Below are 15,723 nucleotides of genomic sequence, written 5' to 3' on the forward strand. Positions count from 1 at the left end.
GGGTTACCCGCGGGGCGGGCCGTCGCCCAGGCGATTGCCTGCACCGTCAGCGGGGCCGTTCGAACCCGGCTTCGGCCCAGGCGGTGGCACTGGCGGGCGTGAGCTTGAACGTGGGCGGCACGGGCACGCGCGCCAGTTCCTCGCCCAGTTCATCCTGGGCGCTCAGGGTGGCCGTGGCGCCCTCTTCGTCGGGCACGATGGCCAGTTGCACGCGCAGGCGCTGGCCATTGACCGTGACCGCGACGTTCTTGTGGAGCTGTGCATGCAACTGCTGCTCGTGGCGGCGCAGCACCTCGCTGGCGGTCTTGACCAGGGTGTGGAAGGCCGAGACATCGAGCGGCTTGGGGTTCTTCTTGTCGCGTCCCATGGTCCAGGGCCCCACCAGCGCGGGCTCGGCCTCGCCCCGCAGCGTCATGGACACGGCCCAGCCGTCGTCGTCTTCGTTCTTGATGACCTGCGCGGTCCATTGGCCGTCGCTCCAACGGCGAGGCTCCTGGATGGTGTCGGGCGTGTCGGGGGTGTCTTGCATGGGGAAAGGGTCGCAGAAGATTCAGGGAAAGGGCGCAGAGCATAACGGCCCCGGCACGGAGGCGGGAGCATGCATTTTCAATAACCGCTGGTTATTGATGGCGACCGGCGCCAGCCCCCCCGTCACGGCGCATCGGTCACCGGGTTCGCCACCTCGCGCAGCACGTCGGTGAAGGCCTGCATGGCGGGCGTGGGCGGCTCCCCCAGCCGGGTGATGAGGCCGTAGTCGGGCATGCGGTCCGGCAAGTCCACGGGGATGCGGGCCAGCAGGCCCTTGGCGATGTAGCGCTCCACCAGCGCCTGGGGCTGCAGCGACAGCATGTCGGTGGCCTGCATCATCTCCAGCGCGAACAGGAACGACGGGGTCTCCACCACGCCCGAGCCGAGTGCCAGGCCGCTCCGCCCGAAGATGTCGTCCGACACCTTGCGCACCGCGGTGGACGCGGGGTACAGGATCCACGGCCAGTGCGACAGCTCGGCCATGTCCAGGTCGCGCGCGCCGCGCAGGGGGTGGTGCAGGCCGCCCACCACCAGCAGCGGCTCGCTGGACAGGCGTTCGTAGTGGAATTGCGTGCGGTGCGCGTCGTCGGTGAAGCGGCCGATCATCAGGTCGATCTTGCGCTCGGCCAGCCACACGATCAGCTGGTCGCTGCTTTGCTCCAGCACCTTGAGCACCAGCAGCGGGCGCAGGCGCTGGATCTCGGCCACCGACGCCGTCAGCACGTGCGCGGCCGATCCCGTGATGGCGCCGATCGCCAGGTGGCCGTGGCCGCCCTCCTTGAGCGCATTGAACTCATCGACGAACTTGCGGTGGCCGGCGAGCGCGCTGGCGGCGTAGCGCAGCGTGAACAGGCCCAGTTCGTTGGGCCGCATGCCGCGCGACAGGCGCTCGAAGAGCCGCGCCTCCAGGATGTCCTCGATGTCCATCAGGATCTTGGTGGCCGCCGGCTGCGTGATGTGCATCTGCTCGGCCGTCAGGCGCAGGTTGCGCGTCTGGCCCAGGATGTCCAGGAACTGCAGGTGCCGAAAGCGCAGCCGCGCGCAGGCCTGCGCCATCGACAAGGGTTTACCCGACACAGGGGTGGAGGTCACGGCAACTCATCAGCATTTGGAATGGATGCTAGCAAAAAAGTGAGTGGACCCCGCGCCCTGCGAAACCTAATCTCTCGCCTGCGTCGGGAGGGTCCAGCAGAGACCCGATGGCGCCGGTGGACCGTTTTTTGGCCGTGCCCCACCGTGCCCCAGCCATTCCATATCCGGAGACAACACCATGCAATTCAAAGCCCTGGCCCTGGCGGCCACGATCCTGGCCGCCGTGGCCGCACCTGTGTCGGCGCAGATCAAGGACCACGTGTTCAAGGTCGGCATCGGCCTGAACGACGACCACCCCCAGGCGCAGGCCGTCAAGCACTTTGCCGAGCAGCTCTCTGCCAAAAGCGGCGGCAAGCTGGTGGCCAAGCTGTACGCCAGCGGCTCCCTGGGCAACGACGTGAGCATGACCTCGGCACTGCGCGGCGGCACGCTGGAGATGACGGTGCCCGACAGCTCCACGCTGATGGCGCTGATCAAGCCCTTCGGCGTGCTGAACCTGCCGCTCACTTTCAACAACGAGCAGGAGGCCGACGCGGTGCTCGACGGCCCGTTCGGCCAGAAGCTGCTGGCCAAGCTGCCCGAAAAGGGCCTGGTGGGCCTGGGCTTCTGGGAGAACGGCTTTCGCCACGTGACCAACTCGCGCCGCGCCATCACCAAGGCGGAAGACCTGGCGGGCCTGAAGCTGCGCGTGATCCAGAGCCCCCTGTTCCTGGATACATTCAACGCCCTGGGTGCCAACGCCACGCCCATGCCCTTCACCGAGCTGTACTCGGCCATGGAACAGGCCGCGGTGGACGGGCAGGAGAACCCGCCCGCCACCATCCTGTCGAGCAAGTTCTATGAAGTGCAAAAGCACCTGGTGCTGTCGCGCCACATGTACAGCGCCTGGGTGCTGCTCATGTCCAAGAAGACCTGGGACGGCCTGTCGGCGCAGGAGCAGAAGATCGTGCAGGACGCCGCGCGCGAAGCCACCCTGTTCGAGCGCAAGACCATCCGCGCGTTCAGCGACAAGGCGCTGGGCGAGCTCAAGAAAGTGGGCATGCAGGTGACCGAACTGGCCCCGGCCGAGCAGGCCAAGATGCGCACCAAGCTGCAGCCGGTGCTGGCCAAGTACGCCAAGGAATTCGGCGAGGAAACCACCGGCGAGATGAACGCCGAACTTGCCAAGGTGCGGGGCGGCAAGTAACTTTTCTGCTCCGCCACAACCGTTCACCGAGCGCGGCCGAAGCGCCGCGCGAGGCTTCGACGGGCTCAGCCCGAACGGTTTGTGGTTCGAGTCAAACATGCCAACCCCTGTTGCAGCGCCCTTCCCGCCTGCTGACACATCGCGATCCATGACCAAAACACCCCGCCGCCCCTTCCGCTCCCGCGAGTGGTTTGCCGACCCCGCACGCTCGGACATGACCGCGCTCTACCTCGAACGCTTCATGAACTACGGGCTCACGCCCGAGGAGCTGCGCTCGGGCCGCCCCATCATCGGCATCGCGCAGACCGGCAGCGACCTGTCCCCCTGCAACCGCATCCATGTGGACCTGGCGCGGCGCGTGCGCGAGGGCATCCGCGACGCCGGGGGCATCCCGATGGAGTTTCCGGTGCACCCCATCTTCGAGAACTGCCGCCGCCCCACCGCCGCGCTGGACCGCAACCTGGCGTACCTGGGGCTGGTGGAGATCCTGTACGGCTACCCCATCGACGCGGTGGTGCTGACCACCGGCTGCGACAAGACGACCCCGGCCGGCATCATGGCGGCGTCCACGGTGGACATCCCGGCCATCGTGCTCTCGGGCGGCCCCATGCTGGACGGCTGGCACGATGGAGAACTGGTGGGCTCGGGCACCGTGATCTGGCGCAGCCGCCGCCAGCTGGCCGCGGGCGACATCGACGAGGAAGAATTCCTGCAGCGCGCCTGCAGCAGCGCGCCGTCGGCCGGCCACTGCAACACCATGGGCACCGCATCGACCATGAACGCGGTGGCCGAGGCGCTGGGCCTCTCGCTGCCGGGCTGCGCCGCCATTCCGGCGCCCTACCGCGAACGCGGGCAGATGGCGTACGAGACCGGGCGGCGCATCGTGGAGATGGCGTACGAGGACCTGCGCCCCTCGCGCATCCTCACCCGCGAGAGTTTTCTCAACGCGCTGGCCGTGGTCAGCGTGGCCGGGGGCAGCAGCAACGCGCAGGTGCACATCATGGCCATGGCGCGCCACGCGGGCGTGGACCTGCGCCCCGAGGACTGGACGCAGCATGCCTACGACCTCCCCCTGCTGCTGAACATGCAGCCCGCCGGCAAATACCTGGGCGAGCGGTTCTTCCGCGCCGGGGGCGTGCCCGCGCTGATGTGGGAGCTGCAGCAGGCGGGCCGCCTGCATGCCGATGCCTTGAGCGTCACCGGCAAGGCCCTGGCCGACAACCTGCAGGGCCGCGAGACGCGCGACCGCGAGGTGATCTTCCCCTTCGACGCACCGCTGATGGAGAAAGCCGGCTTCCTGGTGCTGCATGGCAACCTGTTCGACTTCGGCATCCTGAAGACATCGGTGATCTCCGAGTCCTTCCGCCAGCGCTACCTGAGCCAACCGGGCGCGGAAGGCATCTTCGAAGCGCGCGCCGTGGTGTTCGAAGGCGCGGACGACTACCACGCGCGCATCAACGACCCGTCGCTCGGCATCGACGAAGGCTGCATCCTGGTGATGCGCGGCGCGGGCCCCATCGGCTGGCCCGGCTCGGCCGAGGTGATCAACATGCAGCCGCCCGACGCGCTGATCCGCCGTGGCATCAACACCCTGCCCACGCTGGGCGACGGGCGCCAGTCGGGCACGGCCGACAGCCCGTCGATTTTGAATGTCTCCCCCGAAAGCGCGGTGGGCGGGGGCCTGTCCTGGCTGCACAGCGGCGACATGGTCCGCATCGACCTGAACGCCGGCCGGTGCGACGCGCTGGTGGCCCCCGAGGAGATCGAGCGCCGCCGCCGCGAACTGCCGGCGCCGCCCATCCCCAGGAGCCAGTCGCCCTGGGAAGCGCTGTACCGAGAGAAGACCGGCCAGCTGGTGGATGGCGCGACGCTCGACTTTGCGCTGGACTACCGGCGGATTTCCGAACACACGCCGCGCCACAACCATTGAGACGCTGCGCCTGGGCGGGCGCGGCACCGATTCAGAACCCTTTTCCAAGGAACTCCCATGAGTGAAACGACAGCGGCCACAGCGGCCGGTGGGGCGGCGCGCGCCCACATTCTTCCCGACGACGGCCTGGCCGGCACCCTGGTCGGCCGCGCCTGGGTGCACGGCGCCGTGCCCGGCCCGGCGGTGGTAGCCCTGCGCACCGGTGGCGTGTTCGACCTGAGCCGGCACTACCCCACCATGAGCACGCTGCTGGACACGCCCGCGCCCGCCGAGGCAGTGCGAGCCGCCGAGGGCCAGTACCTGTGCAGCGTGGACGAACTGCTGGCCAACAGCCAAACCGGCCAGCATGGCGTGCGCGACACGTCCCGCCCCTGGCTGCTGGCCCCCTGCGACCTGCAGGTGGTCAAGGCGGCTGGCGTGACCTTCGCGGCCAGCCTGATCGAGCGCGTGATCGAAGAGCAGGCGCGCGGCGACGCGGCCCGGGCCCAGGGCCTGCGCAGCCAGGTGGTGGGGCTCATCGGCGAGAGCCTGGCCGACATCCGTCCCGGTTCCGAGCAGGCGATGGCCTTGAAGGCACTGCTGCAGGACAAGGGCCTGTGGTCGCAGTACCTTGAAGTGGGTATCGGCCCCGACGCCGAGGTCTTCACCAAGGCGCCGGTGCTCGCATCGGTGGGCACGGGCGAGGAGATCGGCATCCGCGCCGATTCGGCCTGGAACAACCCCGAGCCCGAGGTGGTGCTGGCCGTCAACAGCCGCGGCGCCATCGTGGGCGCCACGCTGGGCAACGACGTCAACCTGCGCGACATCGAGGGCCGCAGCGCGCTGCTGCTGGGCAAGGCGAAGGACAACAACGCGTCCTGCGCCATCGGCCCCTTCATCCGGCTGTTCGACGCCAGATTCGGGCTGGACGATGTGCGCACCGAGACCGTTCACCTGCGCGTGGCGGGCACCGACGGCTTCACGCTGCGCGGCATCAACACCATGGCCAGCATCAGCCGCGACCCCACCGACCTGGTGGCCCAGACGCTGGCCGCGCACCAGTACCCGGACGGCTTCATGCTGTTTTTGGGCACGCTGTTCGCGCCCATCGAAGACCGCGACCAGCCCGGCAGCGGCTTCACCCACAAGCTGGGCGACGTGGTCACCATCCAGAGCGCCTGGCTGGGCGCGCTGCACAACACCGTGACGCACAGCGAGACCGCACCGCCCTGGCGCTTCGGGCTGCGCGCCTTCATCGCCAACCTGGCCGCGCGCGGGCTGCTGCAGGACGCGGCGCTCTGAGTCCATAAAAAACACAACACCGGCACAGCCACCCACGGAGACATTCACCATGCTCAATACCTTCATCAACCACTACGTTCGGGCCATCAACCTTCTCATCGCGCTGGCGCTGGCCGCCATGGTGGTGCTGGTGTTCGGCAACGTGGTGCTGCGCTACGTCTTCAACTCCGGCATCGCCGTCAGCGAGGAGCTGTCTCGCTGGCTCTTCGTGTGGATCACCTTCCTGGGCGCGGTGGCGGCCATCAAGGAGAACGCGCACCTGGGCACCGACATGCTGGTGTCGCGCCTGTCGGTGCGCGGCAAGAAGGTCTGCATGGTGGCCGGCCATGTGCTGATGCTCTACATCACCTGGCTGTTCTTCGACGGCAGCTGGCAGCAGATGAAGATCAACTGGGATGTCGAGGCCCCGGTCACCGGCGCATCGATGGGCATCTTCTATGCGTCCGGCGTGGTGTTCTCGGTGTGCGCGGGCTTTTTGCTGGCGCTGCAGCTGCTGCGCGTGCTGACCGGCCAGGCCCGCGAAGACGAGCTGGTGATGGTCAAGGAATCCGAGGAGCAGGCCGAGCTCGAAGCACTGCAGGCCGAACTGGCGCGCGAAGACGCGCAAGCGCCCGCATTGGGCCAGGTGCCGAAGCAGCGCGGCCAGTAAGCAAGCACGCACAGATGGCACACCAAAAATAACGGAGACAACACATGACCGTGCTGATTTTTCTGGGCGGCCTGATCGGCGCCATGGCCCTGGGCATCCCTATCGCGTATGCGCTGCTGGCGGCGGGCGTGGGGCTGATGTGGCAGCTCGATTTGTTCGACGCGCAGATCCTGGCGCAGAACTTCATCAACGGCGCCGACAGCTTTCCGCTGCTGGCCGTGCCCTTCTTCATGCTGGCCGGCGAGATCATGAACGTGGGCGGGCTGTCGCAGCGCATCGTGAACTTCGCGCTGGCGCTGGTGGGGCATGTGAAGGGCGGCCTGGGCTATGTGGTGATCCTGGCCGCCTGCCTGCTGTCTTCGCTGTCGGGCTCGGCCGTGGCCGATGCGGCGGCGCTCACGGCGCTGCTGCTGCCGATGATGATCAAGGCCGGGCACAAGAAAGAGGTGTCCGGCGGGCTGATCGCGGCGTCGGGCGTCATCGGGCCCATCATTCCGCCGAGCATCGGTTTCGTGATCTTCGGCGTGGCGGCCAACGTGTCGATCAGCAAGCTGTTCATCGCAGGCATCGTGCCGGGCATCATGATCGGCGTGGGCCTGGCCGTGACCTGGTGGTGGGTGGGCCGCAAGGAGGTGCTGGCCATGCCGGAGAAGAAGACTGCAGCCGAAGTCTGGCGCACCGCGCGGGAGTCGGTGTGGGCGCTGACCTTGCCGGTGTTCATCCTGGTGGGCCTGCGCATGGGCGTGTTCACGCCGACCGAGGCCGCGGTGGTCGCGGCGGTGTATTCGCTGTTCGTGGCCAGCGTGATCTACCGCGAGCTGCCGCTGCGCGCGCTGCTGCCCATCTTCACCACCGCGGCCAAGACCACGGCGGTGGTGATGTTCCTCGTGGCGGCGGCCATGGTGTCGTCGTGGCTCATCACCGTGGCCAACCTGCCTGCGCAGATGGTGGAGCTGCTCAAACCCTTCATGGGCAACCAGACGCTGCTGCTGATCGCGATCATGGTGCTGGTGATGCTGGTGGGCACCGCCATGGACATGACGCCCACCATCCTGATCCTGACCCCCGTGCTGATGCCCGTGATCAAGGCCGCGGGCATCGACCCGGTGTACTTCGGCGTGCTGTTCATCATCAACAATTCCATCGGCCTGGTCACGCCGCCGGTGGGCACCATCCTGAACGTGGTGGCCGGCGTGGGGCGCATGAAGATGGACGAGGTCACGCGCGGCGTGCTGCCCTTCATGGCGGCGGAGTTCGCGGTGATGTTCATCATGGTGATCTTTCCGCAGACGGTGCTGGCGCCGCTGCGCTGGTTCACGGGCTGACGGCGCCCATCCCTGCCGTACAGCACTCCCACCCACTCTTCACGCCCCGCATTCCATGACACTCCGACTTGCAGGCAAGACCGCCTTTCTCACCGCCGCCGGCCAGGGCATCGGCCGCGCCACGGCGGTCGCCTTCGCGGCCCAGGGCGCGCGGGTGATCGCCACCGACATCAACGCCGCCTTGCTGGCCGACCTGCGGCGCGACACCGGCTGCGAGACCCGTGTGCTGGACGTGACCCAGGCCCAGGCCGTGCGCGATGCCGCAGCGGCCGTGGGGCCGGTGGACGTGCTGTTCAACGGCGCGGGCTTTGTACACGCGGGCAGTGTGCTCGACTGCACGGACGACGAGTGGGACTTCGCGTTCGATCTGAACGTGCGCGCGCAATTTCGCACCATCCGGGCTTTCCTGCCCGGCATGCTGGCGCGCGGCCCCGGGTCCATCATCAACGTCGCCTCGGTGGCGGGCAGTATCAAAGGGGCGCCCCGGCGGTTCGTCTACGGCACCACCAAGGCGGCGGTCGTGGGCCTGACCAAGTCGGTGGCCGCCGACTTCGTGGCCCAGGGCATCCGCTGCAATGCCATCTGCCCGGGCACCGTGATGTCGCCGTCGCTGCAGGAGCGGATCACCGCGCAGGCCGCGGCCACGGGCCAGAGCCTGGCCGCCGTGGAGGCGGGCTTTGTCGAGCGCCAACCCATGGGCCGCCTGGGCCGGGCCGAGGAGATCGCCGCGCTGGCGGTGTACCTGGCGAGCGACGAGTCATCGTTCACCACGGGCACCGCCCAGGTCATCGACGGCGGCTGGTCCAACTGATTTCATCTACGCTCTGCGTTTCGCGCCACCCACCATCCAACCCCTCACCACTACGAACCATGAAGCTGCTTCGCCACGGCCCCAAGGGCCAGGAAAAACCTGCACTCCTGCACACCGACGGCACGGTGCGCGACCTGAGCGGCGTGCTGCCCGACATCAGCCCCGCCATCCTGTCACCCTCTGGCCTGGCCGCGCTGGCCGCCATCGATGCCGCCACCCTGCCCGTCGTGCCCCAGGGCCGCCTGGCGGTGCCGTGGACGGGCATGCGCAAGTTCATCGCCATCGGCCTGAACTACGCCGACCACGCGGCCGAAGCCGGCATGGCCATCCCGAAGGAGCCCATCGTCTTCACCAAGACGGTGGACTGCGCCGTGGGCTGCAACCACCCCGTGGTGCTGCCGCAGGGTTCGGTCAAATCCGACTGGGAGGTGGAGCTGGGCGTGGTGATCGGCACCCGCGCGCGCTATGTGAGCGAGGCGGACGCGCTGCAGCACGTGGCCGGCTACTGCACCATCAACGACATCTCCGAGCGCGAATACCAGCTCGAGCGCGGCGGCACCTGGGACAAGGGCAAGGGCTGCGACACCTTCGGCCCCATCGGCCCCTGGCTGGTGAGCGCCGACGAGGTGGGCGACCCGCAGAATCTGTCGATGTGGCTGGACGTGAACGGCGAACGCCAGCAGACCGGCAGCACCCGCACGATGATCTTCACGGTGGCGCAGCTGGTCAGCTACCTGAGCCGCTTCATGACGCTGGAGCCCGGCGACCTGATCACCACCGGCACCCCGCCGGGCGTGGGCATGGGCAAGAAGCCCCAGGCGCAGTTCCTCAAGCCCGGCGACGTGATGCGCCTGGGCATCGAGAAGCTGGGCGAGCAGGAGCAGACCGTGTTTGCGTGGGACCCGAAGCTGATCGACGGCTGACGGGACGCGCCCCGGCGCGGAGCACGCACGGCTGCCGACAGGGGCCCACGCGCCACCGCCCCGGGGCCTTGAGACGAAAACAGCCTCCTGCGCCCGCCACCCAAGCCCTGGCAGCTATGAATTGAGGAGCATCGACACCGCCTGCACCAGGGCACCGGCTCAAAATGCCAGTCCATAGCGCACCTGGACAAAATCTTCTCCGGGATTGGGCTTGCGGATGCCGCCGTTGGAGACATGGCGCATCATCAACATCAGCTCATGCTGGCGGCGCGCGCCAAAGTTGAAGCCGATCCCCTGGTGGTCGGTGAAATTGAAGCGTGTGCTGAAGGCCTTGTGCCGCATCGCGTAGTGCCCGTCCAGCACCGAAACGCCGATGCCGCCTTCCATGAACCACGCCGAACGCCCGCCATCGAAGCGCAGCCGCAGCGTGGGCACCAGGGCCAGCTGCGTCCAGTGCCTGCGATCGGACGCCGCCGAGCCCGCAGGGACGCGCCAGTGGGCGATGTGGGCGTCCCAGTGCCCCGTCAATTCGCCGCCCAGGAAGGAACGGCGCCATTCCCATGGCAGCTGCACCCCCACCGACACCAGGCCCACATCGCTCGCGGCGCGTGCGCCGTCGATGAACATGCGCCGGGGTTCGGGGGCGGTCTGCAGCGCCGCATCCTGGGCACCCGCCGCCGTGGCGAGTGCCCCCAACACTCCCAGCAGCGCCAGGGTACGCGGCCAGGGAACGGGAGAGGGAGGACGTTGCGCCCCGCCGCATGCTGCGGGGGCGGGGACGGGTGGCAAGGCGGTAGAGATCGAATGCACGAAGGTACTCCGACAGGCAGCAGTGGGGCGGGATAACACGCCCTGCTCTGGCGCCGCACCCGGGTGGGCGGCAAGGGCAGCAGCGTGGCCGGCCGGCCTGCCTGCGCTTGCAGGCGTCGCCGGCACCACCAATCTACACATCAATCCCGCCGCCTGCAGGTGCTGCGGCCCCATGCGCCTGTAGGCGAACCGGCTGAGATGCCGTCGGCCGGGATGCCCAGGCTCAGTGCGCCACCGTGAACCGCTGCTGCAGGTGCCGCGGCGTTTCCAGCTCATCGGCAATGGCCACGGCCAGATCGGCCACGCTGATGCCGCCGGGCTGGTCGCCGTTCATCAGCGGGGCTTCCGTGCCCAGGCGGTACTGGCCCGTGCGTTCGCCGGGAGCCAGCAGGATGGGAGGCGAGAGGAAGGTCCAGTCCAGAGTGCTTTCGGTGCGGATCCAGTGGAGTGCCTCGCGCGCGGCCAGGGCCCCCTGCTTCCATTCCGCCGGGAACTGGGGCGTGTCCACCAGTTGCACGCCGGGCGCCACGAACAGGCTGCCGGCGCCGCCCACCACGAGCAGGCGCCGCACACCCGCCTGCTTGGTGCCGTCGATGATGGCGCGGGTGCCCTTGAGGAATTGGCCATGGATGTCCGGCACGGTCCAGCCGGGGTTGTAGGCGCTCACCACCGCATCGTGGCCGGCGGCGGCCTTGGCGACCTGGGCGGCATCCTGCGCGTCGGCGGCGACGACGGTCAGGCCTTCACGCGCGGGCAGCTTGCCGGGGTTGCGGGCCAGCACGGTCACGCGGTGGCCGCGCTGCAGCAGTTCATCGAGCACGGCCGAGCCGACGAAGCCGGTGGCACCAATCAGGGCGATTCTCATGGGGAGTTCCTCGGTTCAAAGTTGCGATAGGGTGAGAATATGGGCTTGTCAAAGACCGCACTAGAGGGCTAAAAATGCCTTCACTTTGAAGACCAGCTTCACGATCAAGCAAATTCACCGATGGAAGACCTCAAACGCATGGCCGTGTTCGCCGCCGTGGTGCAGCACGGCTCGATGAGCGGCGCGGCCCGCGCACTTGGCATGAGCACCTCGGCCGTGAGCCAGCAGGTGCGCAGGCTGGAGAGCGACGGCGGCGTGACGCTGCTGCACCGCTCCACCCGCAAGCTGGCCCTCACCGAGGCGGGCCAGCGCTACCACGCGCGCTGCGCCGCCATGTGGGCCGCGGCCGAGCAGGCACGTGCCGAGCTGGCGGCGTCGCGCGATGCGCCCAGCGGCGAGCTGCGCCTTTCGGCCACCGTGGGCTTTGCCCGGCACATCGCGCCCGCGCTGGGTGAGCTGCTGGCCGCCCACCCTGCCTTGCGCCTGAGGCTGCTGGTGGACGATTCGCCCATCGACCTGATCAACGCCCGCATCGACCTGGCGGTGCGCTACGGGCGGCTGGCCGACTCCAGCTGGGCTGCCCGGCGCCTGGGCGGGATGCGGTGGTACCTGTGCGCCTCGCCCGGGTGGGTGGCCAACCATGGCGTGCCGCAGGACCCCGACGCCCTGCTGTCGCACAGCTGGCTGGGCTTTGCGCGCGAGAGCGGCGGCCTGCTGATCGATCTGCGCAGCCCCACGGGCGAACCGCGCGCGCTGCGGGTGGAGCCGCGCATCGCCAGCAACAACCAGTTGTCGATCCAGCAGATGTGCGAGGCCGGCCTGGGCCTTGCGCTCGTGGGCAGCATGGACGCACACGAGGCCTTGCAGACCGGGCAGCTGGTGCGGCTGCTGCCCGACTGGTCCTTCGGCACGCTCGACATCTGGGCCGTCACGCCCCAGCGCGACGCACAGCCCGCCAAGGTGCGCCAGGCCATCGCGGCGCTGCACGGCTATCTGAGCCAGGTGCCGGGCGTCACGGATTGAGGGGCGGCTCTCGGGGCCGCCTTTGGACCCGTTCCCTGTCCTGTGGCGTGGGAGAAGGGAAAAGAAAAAGAAGACGCGGCGGCCTGGCCGCGCTGGTTTCACCGGCCCTGGACCGCGCGCAGCACGGTGGCGGATGGCAGTGGCGTGAACGCAGCGCCCGGCATCCTTCCATCCATCATTTTTTTATCGCATCGCTCCACAAATTCCATCGTTGTGCGTGCCGCGCGGGCTGCCTACAGTCGCCTTCCGGTACCTGCTTCCACGACCTTTCTTCAACCCGACCGGAGAACGCACATGACGACCAACCCCACCACCCACTTCCCCATCGACCGCGTACTGGCCGCGTTTGAAAAGGGCGACGTGCCCACATTGCTGGACAGCATCGCCGACGACGTGGATTTCCGCATCGACCACTACCGCGACGAGGCGGACACCAGCTGGCAGGTCGCCCGCCACAAGGCCGACGTGCTGGCCGTGGTGCAGCGCCTGGGCACCGAGGTCTTTCCGCAGGGCACGAAGATCGTGCACACCCACAGCCAGCCCCTGGGCGACGACTGGGTGATCACGAAATTCCACCAGCGCTTCTTTTATGCGGTACAACAGCGCGAAGTGGAATCGCTGACCTGGATCGTGAGCCACTCGCGCAACGGCCAGCTCGACTACTTCCGCGAAACCGTCACCACCATCACCCCGACCTGACCGCGGCCCTCCGTGGCCCCCGCACCATGCTGTTTGACCTGCGCGCCCTGGGCTACTTCGTGGCGGCCTACGAAGAACGCTCCGTGACCACGGCCGCGCGCCGCTGCTTCGTGGCGCAGCCCTCGATCAGCATGGCCATCAAGGGGCTGGAGGATGCGCTCGACACCGTGCTGTTCGAGCGCAGCCGCCAGGGCCTGGCGCCCACGCCCGCCGCCCACCGCCTGTACCCGCGCGCCTGCAGCCTGCTGGCGCAGTCGAGCGCCATGGTGCGCGACTTCCGCGATGCGCCGCGCGAAACGCTGGGCGTGTTCCTGCAGGACAACCTGATGGTGGGCCCGGCCGCGCCGCTGTTCGCGCAGATTGGCGAGCTCATGCCCAACGCCCTGGTGCGGCTCACGGCCAGCGCGCAGGAAGCGCGCCTGCGCCTGGTGGCCGAGCATTGCAAGCCGTCTGGCGACACCTTCATGTCCTTGTGGCGCGAGCCCTATGTGATGCTCCTGCCCGAACAGCACCCGCTGCGTTTCAAGAAGAAATTCGGCCTGGCCGACCTGCAGGGCGTTCCGCTCATCGAATGGCCGTACTGCCCCTTGCACCAGTCGTTCATCCGCCTGCTGGCCGAGCGCGGGATCGCGCTGGAGGTGCAGGCCAGCGCCGCGCGCGAAGAGCTGTTGCTGCACATGGTGGACAGCGGCCTGGGCGTGGCCGTCGTGCCGCAGTCCTACGCGGCCCACGCACGCCATTCGGTCGTGCGGCCCCTGGACGGTCCGCTGGCTTTCTCGCGCCATCTGGGCCTGGCCTGCGACGCATCGGACGCGCCCCTGCTCGCGCTGCTGGGCCGCCTCGCCTCCAGCCTCAAGACGCCACCGGACCTCTCCCGCAGCAGCGCGGCCTGAGGTGGGGCCCGCCGCTGGCACGGCAGGCAAGGTGCGGTACAAAGGGGGTTGTCCCCAGCCCACACCTGCCACCATGGTCCTTGAAATCGCCCACCTCACCGTCCGCGCCGGCCAGAATGCCGCGTTCGAGCAAGCCTTTGCCCAGGCGCAGCGGATCATCGCCTCCATGCCCGGCTACCTGTCGCACGAACTGGTCCATTGCGTGGAACGCCCGCAGGACTACGCATTGCTGGTGCGCTGGGCCACGCTCGAGGACCACGAAATCGGCTTTCGCCAGTCGGCGCCCTACCAGGAATGGAAACGGCTGCTGCACCATTTCTACGACCCGTTCCCCACGGTGGTGCATTTCACCCCGGTGGCGCTGCCGCCCTCGGCATGACCCGCGCCGCCAGCGCGCGTGACGGCGCCGCGACGCCTGGATGCTGCAGCGCACTATTCGGGTATTGCCTGAACATTTAGCGCACTGCACATGCCGTTCTGATCCTAGAATTTGTAAACGCGCGTTTCTTCTTCTTTTCTGCGCGAAGGACCCATCATGAAAGCAGTGCAGCAGGACATCGACGAGCGGACCAACCTCACCAGCACCAACAAGTTCGAGCTGCTGCTGTTTCGTCTGGGCACCGACAGTGCCCTGGGCAAATCCGAACTGTTCGGCATCAACGTGTTCAAGATCCGCGAGATCGTGGCCATGCCCAGCATCACGCCGATCGCGGGCACCACGCCGCATTCGCTGGGGGTCGTGAACCTGCGCGGCCAGGTGATTCCGGTGCTGGACCTGCCTTCCATCGTGGGCTGCAAGCCCCAGACGGGACTGAACATCATGCTGGTGACCGAATACGCGCGCACCACGCAGGCTTTTGCGGTGGAGTCGGTGGAAGACATCGTGCGGCTGGACTGGAAGCAGGTGCTTTCCGCCGAAACCAGCGGCGCCGCCGGCAAGCTGGTGACCAGCATTGCCCGCCTGGATGGCAACACCGACGAATCCCGCCTGGCCCAGGTGCTGGACGTGGAAGCCATCCTCCAGATGGTGTCGCCTTCGGACGGCCACGAGGTCACCGAAGAGAAGGTCGGCGCCAAGCTCAAGCTCAAGCCCGGCACCATCATCCTGGCGGCCGACGATTCGTTCGTGGCGCGCTCGCTCATCGAGCAGGAACTCAAGGTGCTGCATGCGCCCTATGAAATGGTGAAATCCGGCAAGGAAGCCTGGGACCGGCTCAACGCCATCGCCAGGAGCGCCGAAGCCGAGGGCAAGAGCGTGCTGGACCGCGTGGCCATGGTGCTGACCGACCTCGAAATGCCGGAAATGGACGGTTTCACCCTCACGCGCAACATCAAGCAGGATGCGCGCTTCCACGGGCTGCCGGTGGTCATCCACTCCTCGCTGTCCGGCTCGGCCAACGAAGACCACGTGCGCAGCGTCGGCGCCGACGGCTATGTCGCCAAGTTCGTGGCGGAAGATCTGGCGGAAACCATCCGCCGGGTGCTGCCCAAATAAACGGGAAGCAGGCCAGCTTCCCGCGCGCCCTTCGCCACGGCGTACACGCCGCGCATAAAAAGGGCGGCTCGCGCATTGCCAGCCACGCGCTTTCGCTATCAATTTTGATTTCAGAAGCCGGTGCGCCAAGGCACCAGCCCGGTACGGCATGGGATTTCGTCCTACCCGTTGCATCGGCATGCAGGTCAACCAAATGGGCCCCCCGGGCGCTAC

General features: G+C 68.0%; 16 protein-coding genes. 12 read left to right on the forward strand and 4 right to left on the reverse strand.

Annotation, left to right across the window (positions count from 1 at the left end):
- Positions 1-46: 46 nt before the first annotated feature.
- Entirely contained in the window at positions 47-529 is a 483-nt protein-coding gene (locus tag AC07PV_RS21275) for a hypothetical protein (protein WP_492254798.1), read from the reverse strand.
- Positions 530-651: 122 nt separating this feature from the next.
- Positions 652-1,584, reverse strand: a complete 933-nt coding sequence (locus tag AC07PV_RS21280) for a LysR family transcriptional regulator (RefSeq protein ID WP_218294425.1) — start codon at positions 1,582-1,584, stop codon at positions 652-654.
- Between the two features lie 214 nt (positions 1,585-1,798).
- Between AC07PV_RS21280 and AC07PV_RS21285 the strand changes: the two genes are divergently transcribed.
- From AC07PV_RS21285 to AC07PV_RS21315, 7 genes are all read left to right on the forward strand, one after another.
- Positions 1,799-2,806 (forward strand): TRAP transporter substrate-binding protein, encoded by a 1,008-nt coding sequence (locus AC07PV_RS21285; RefSeq protein WP_218293717.1) that lies wholly within the window; start codon positions 1,799-1,801, stop codon positions 2,804-2,806.
- Between the two features lie 148 nt (positions 2,807-2,954).
- Positions 2,955-4,736, forward strand: coding sequence for an IlvD/Edd family dehydratase (locus tag AC07PV_RS21290; protein ID WP_492254797.1), 1,782 nt, complete (start codon positions 2,955-2,957; stop codon positions 4,734-4,736).
- A 57-nt stretch (positions 4,737-4,793) separates the two neighbouring features.
- The gene (locus AC07PV_RS21295) at positions 4,794-6,017 is read left to right on the forward strand and encodes a fumarylacetoacetate hydrolase family protein (RefSeq protein ID WP_494631247.1); all 1,224 of its coding nucleotides are present in this window, start codon (positions 4,794-4,796) and stop codon (positions 6,015-6,017) included.
- A gap of 49 nt (positions 6,018-6,066) precedes the next feature.
- A complete protein-coding gene (locus AC07PV_RS21300; RefSeq protein ID WP_494631248.1) occupies positions 6,067-6,666 on the forward strand; it encodes a TRAP transporter small permease in 600 nt (199 codons plus the stop codon).
- Positions 6,667-6,710: 44 nt separating this feature from the next.
- Positions 6,711-7,991, forward strand: coding sequence for a TRAP transporter large permease subunit (locus AC07PV_RS21305; protein ID WP_494631249.1), 1,281 nt, complete (start codon positions 6,711-6,713; stop codon positions 7,989-7,991).
- Positions 7,992-8,046: 55 nt separating this feature from the next.
- Positions 8,047-8,802, forward strand: coding sequence for an SDR family oxidoreductase (locus tag AC07PV_RS21310; RefSeq protein ID WP_494631250.1), 756 nt, complete (start codon positions 8,047-8,049; stop codon positions 8,800-8,802).
- A 59-nt stretch (positions 8,803-8,861) separates the two neighbouring features.
- Positions 8,862-9,725 carry a fumarylacetoacetate hydrolase family protein gene (locus tag AC07PV_RS21315; protein ID WP_494631251.1) on the forward strand — a complete coding sequence of 288 codons (864 nt, stop codon included), beginning with the start codon at positions 8,862-8,864 and terminating at the stop codon, positions 9,723-9,725.
- 159 nt (positions 9,726-9,884) lie between these two features.
- Here the strand turns inward: AC07PV_RS21315 and AC07PV_RS21320 are convergent, their stop codons facing one another.
- A complete protein-coding gene (locus tag AC07PV_RS21320) occupies positions 9,885-10,424 on the reverse strand; it encodes an acyloxyacyl hydrolase (RefSeq protein ID WP_494631252.1) in 540 nt (179 codons plus the stop codon).
- Positions 10,425-10,758: 334 nt separating this feature from the next.
- Complete coding sequence (locus AC07PV_RS21325) at positions 10,759-11,400, reverse strand: NAD(P)-dependent oxidoreductase (protein WP_494631254.1); 642 nt, start codon at positions 11,398-11,400, stop codon at positions 10,759-10,761.
- Positions 11,401-11,520: 120 nt separating this feature from the next.
- Here AC07PV_RS21325 and AC07PV_RS21330 point away from each other — a divergent pair, with 120 nt between their 5' ends.
- From AC07PV_RS21330 to AC07PV_RS21350, 5 genes are all read left to right on the forward strand, one after another.
- On the forward strand, positions 11,521-12,423 hold the full coding sequence (locus tag AC07PV_RS21330; protein WP_218293705.1) for a LysR family transcriptional regulator: 903 nt from the start codon (positions 11,521-11,523) through the stop codon (positions 12,421-12,423).
- 294 nt (positions 12,424-12,717) lie between these two features.
- Positions 12,718-13,122: a nuclear transport factor 2-like protein gene (locus tag AC07PV_RS21335; protein ID WP_218341706.1), complete on the forward strand. Its 405-nt coding sequence runs from the start codon at positions 12,718-12,720 to the stop codon at positions 13,120-13,122.
- Positions 13,123-13,148: 26 nt separating this feature from the next.
- Positions 13,149-14,015, forward strand: a complete 867-nt coding sequence (locus AC07PV_RS21340; RefSeq protein WP_494631255.1) for a LysR family transcriptional regulator — start codon at positions 13,149-13,151, stop codon at positions 14,013-14,015.
- A gap of 73 nt (positions 14,016-14,088) precedes the next feature.
- Complete coding sequence (locus AC07PV_RS21345; RefSeq protein ID WP_218293702.1) at positions 14,089-14,394, forward strand: antibiotic biosynthesis monooxygenase family protein; 306 nt, start codon at positions 14,089-14,091, stop codon at positions 14,392-14,394.
- Positions 14,395-14,550: 156 nt separating this feature from the next.
- Positions 14,551-15,510 carry a chemotaxis protein gene (locus AC07PV_RS21350; protein WP_218293700.1) on the forward strand — a complete coding sequence of 320 codons (960 nt, stop codon included), beginning with the start codon at positions 14,551-14,553 and terminating at the stop codon, positions 15,508-15,510.
- Positions 15,511-15,723 lie beyond the last annotated feature (213 nt).

The organism is Acidovorax sp. GW821-FHT09A11, assembly GCF_059418365.1.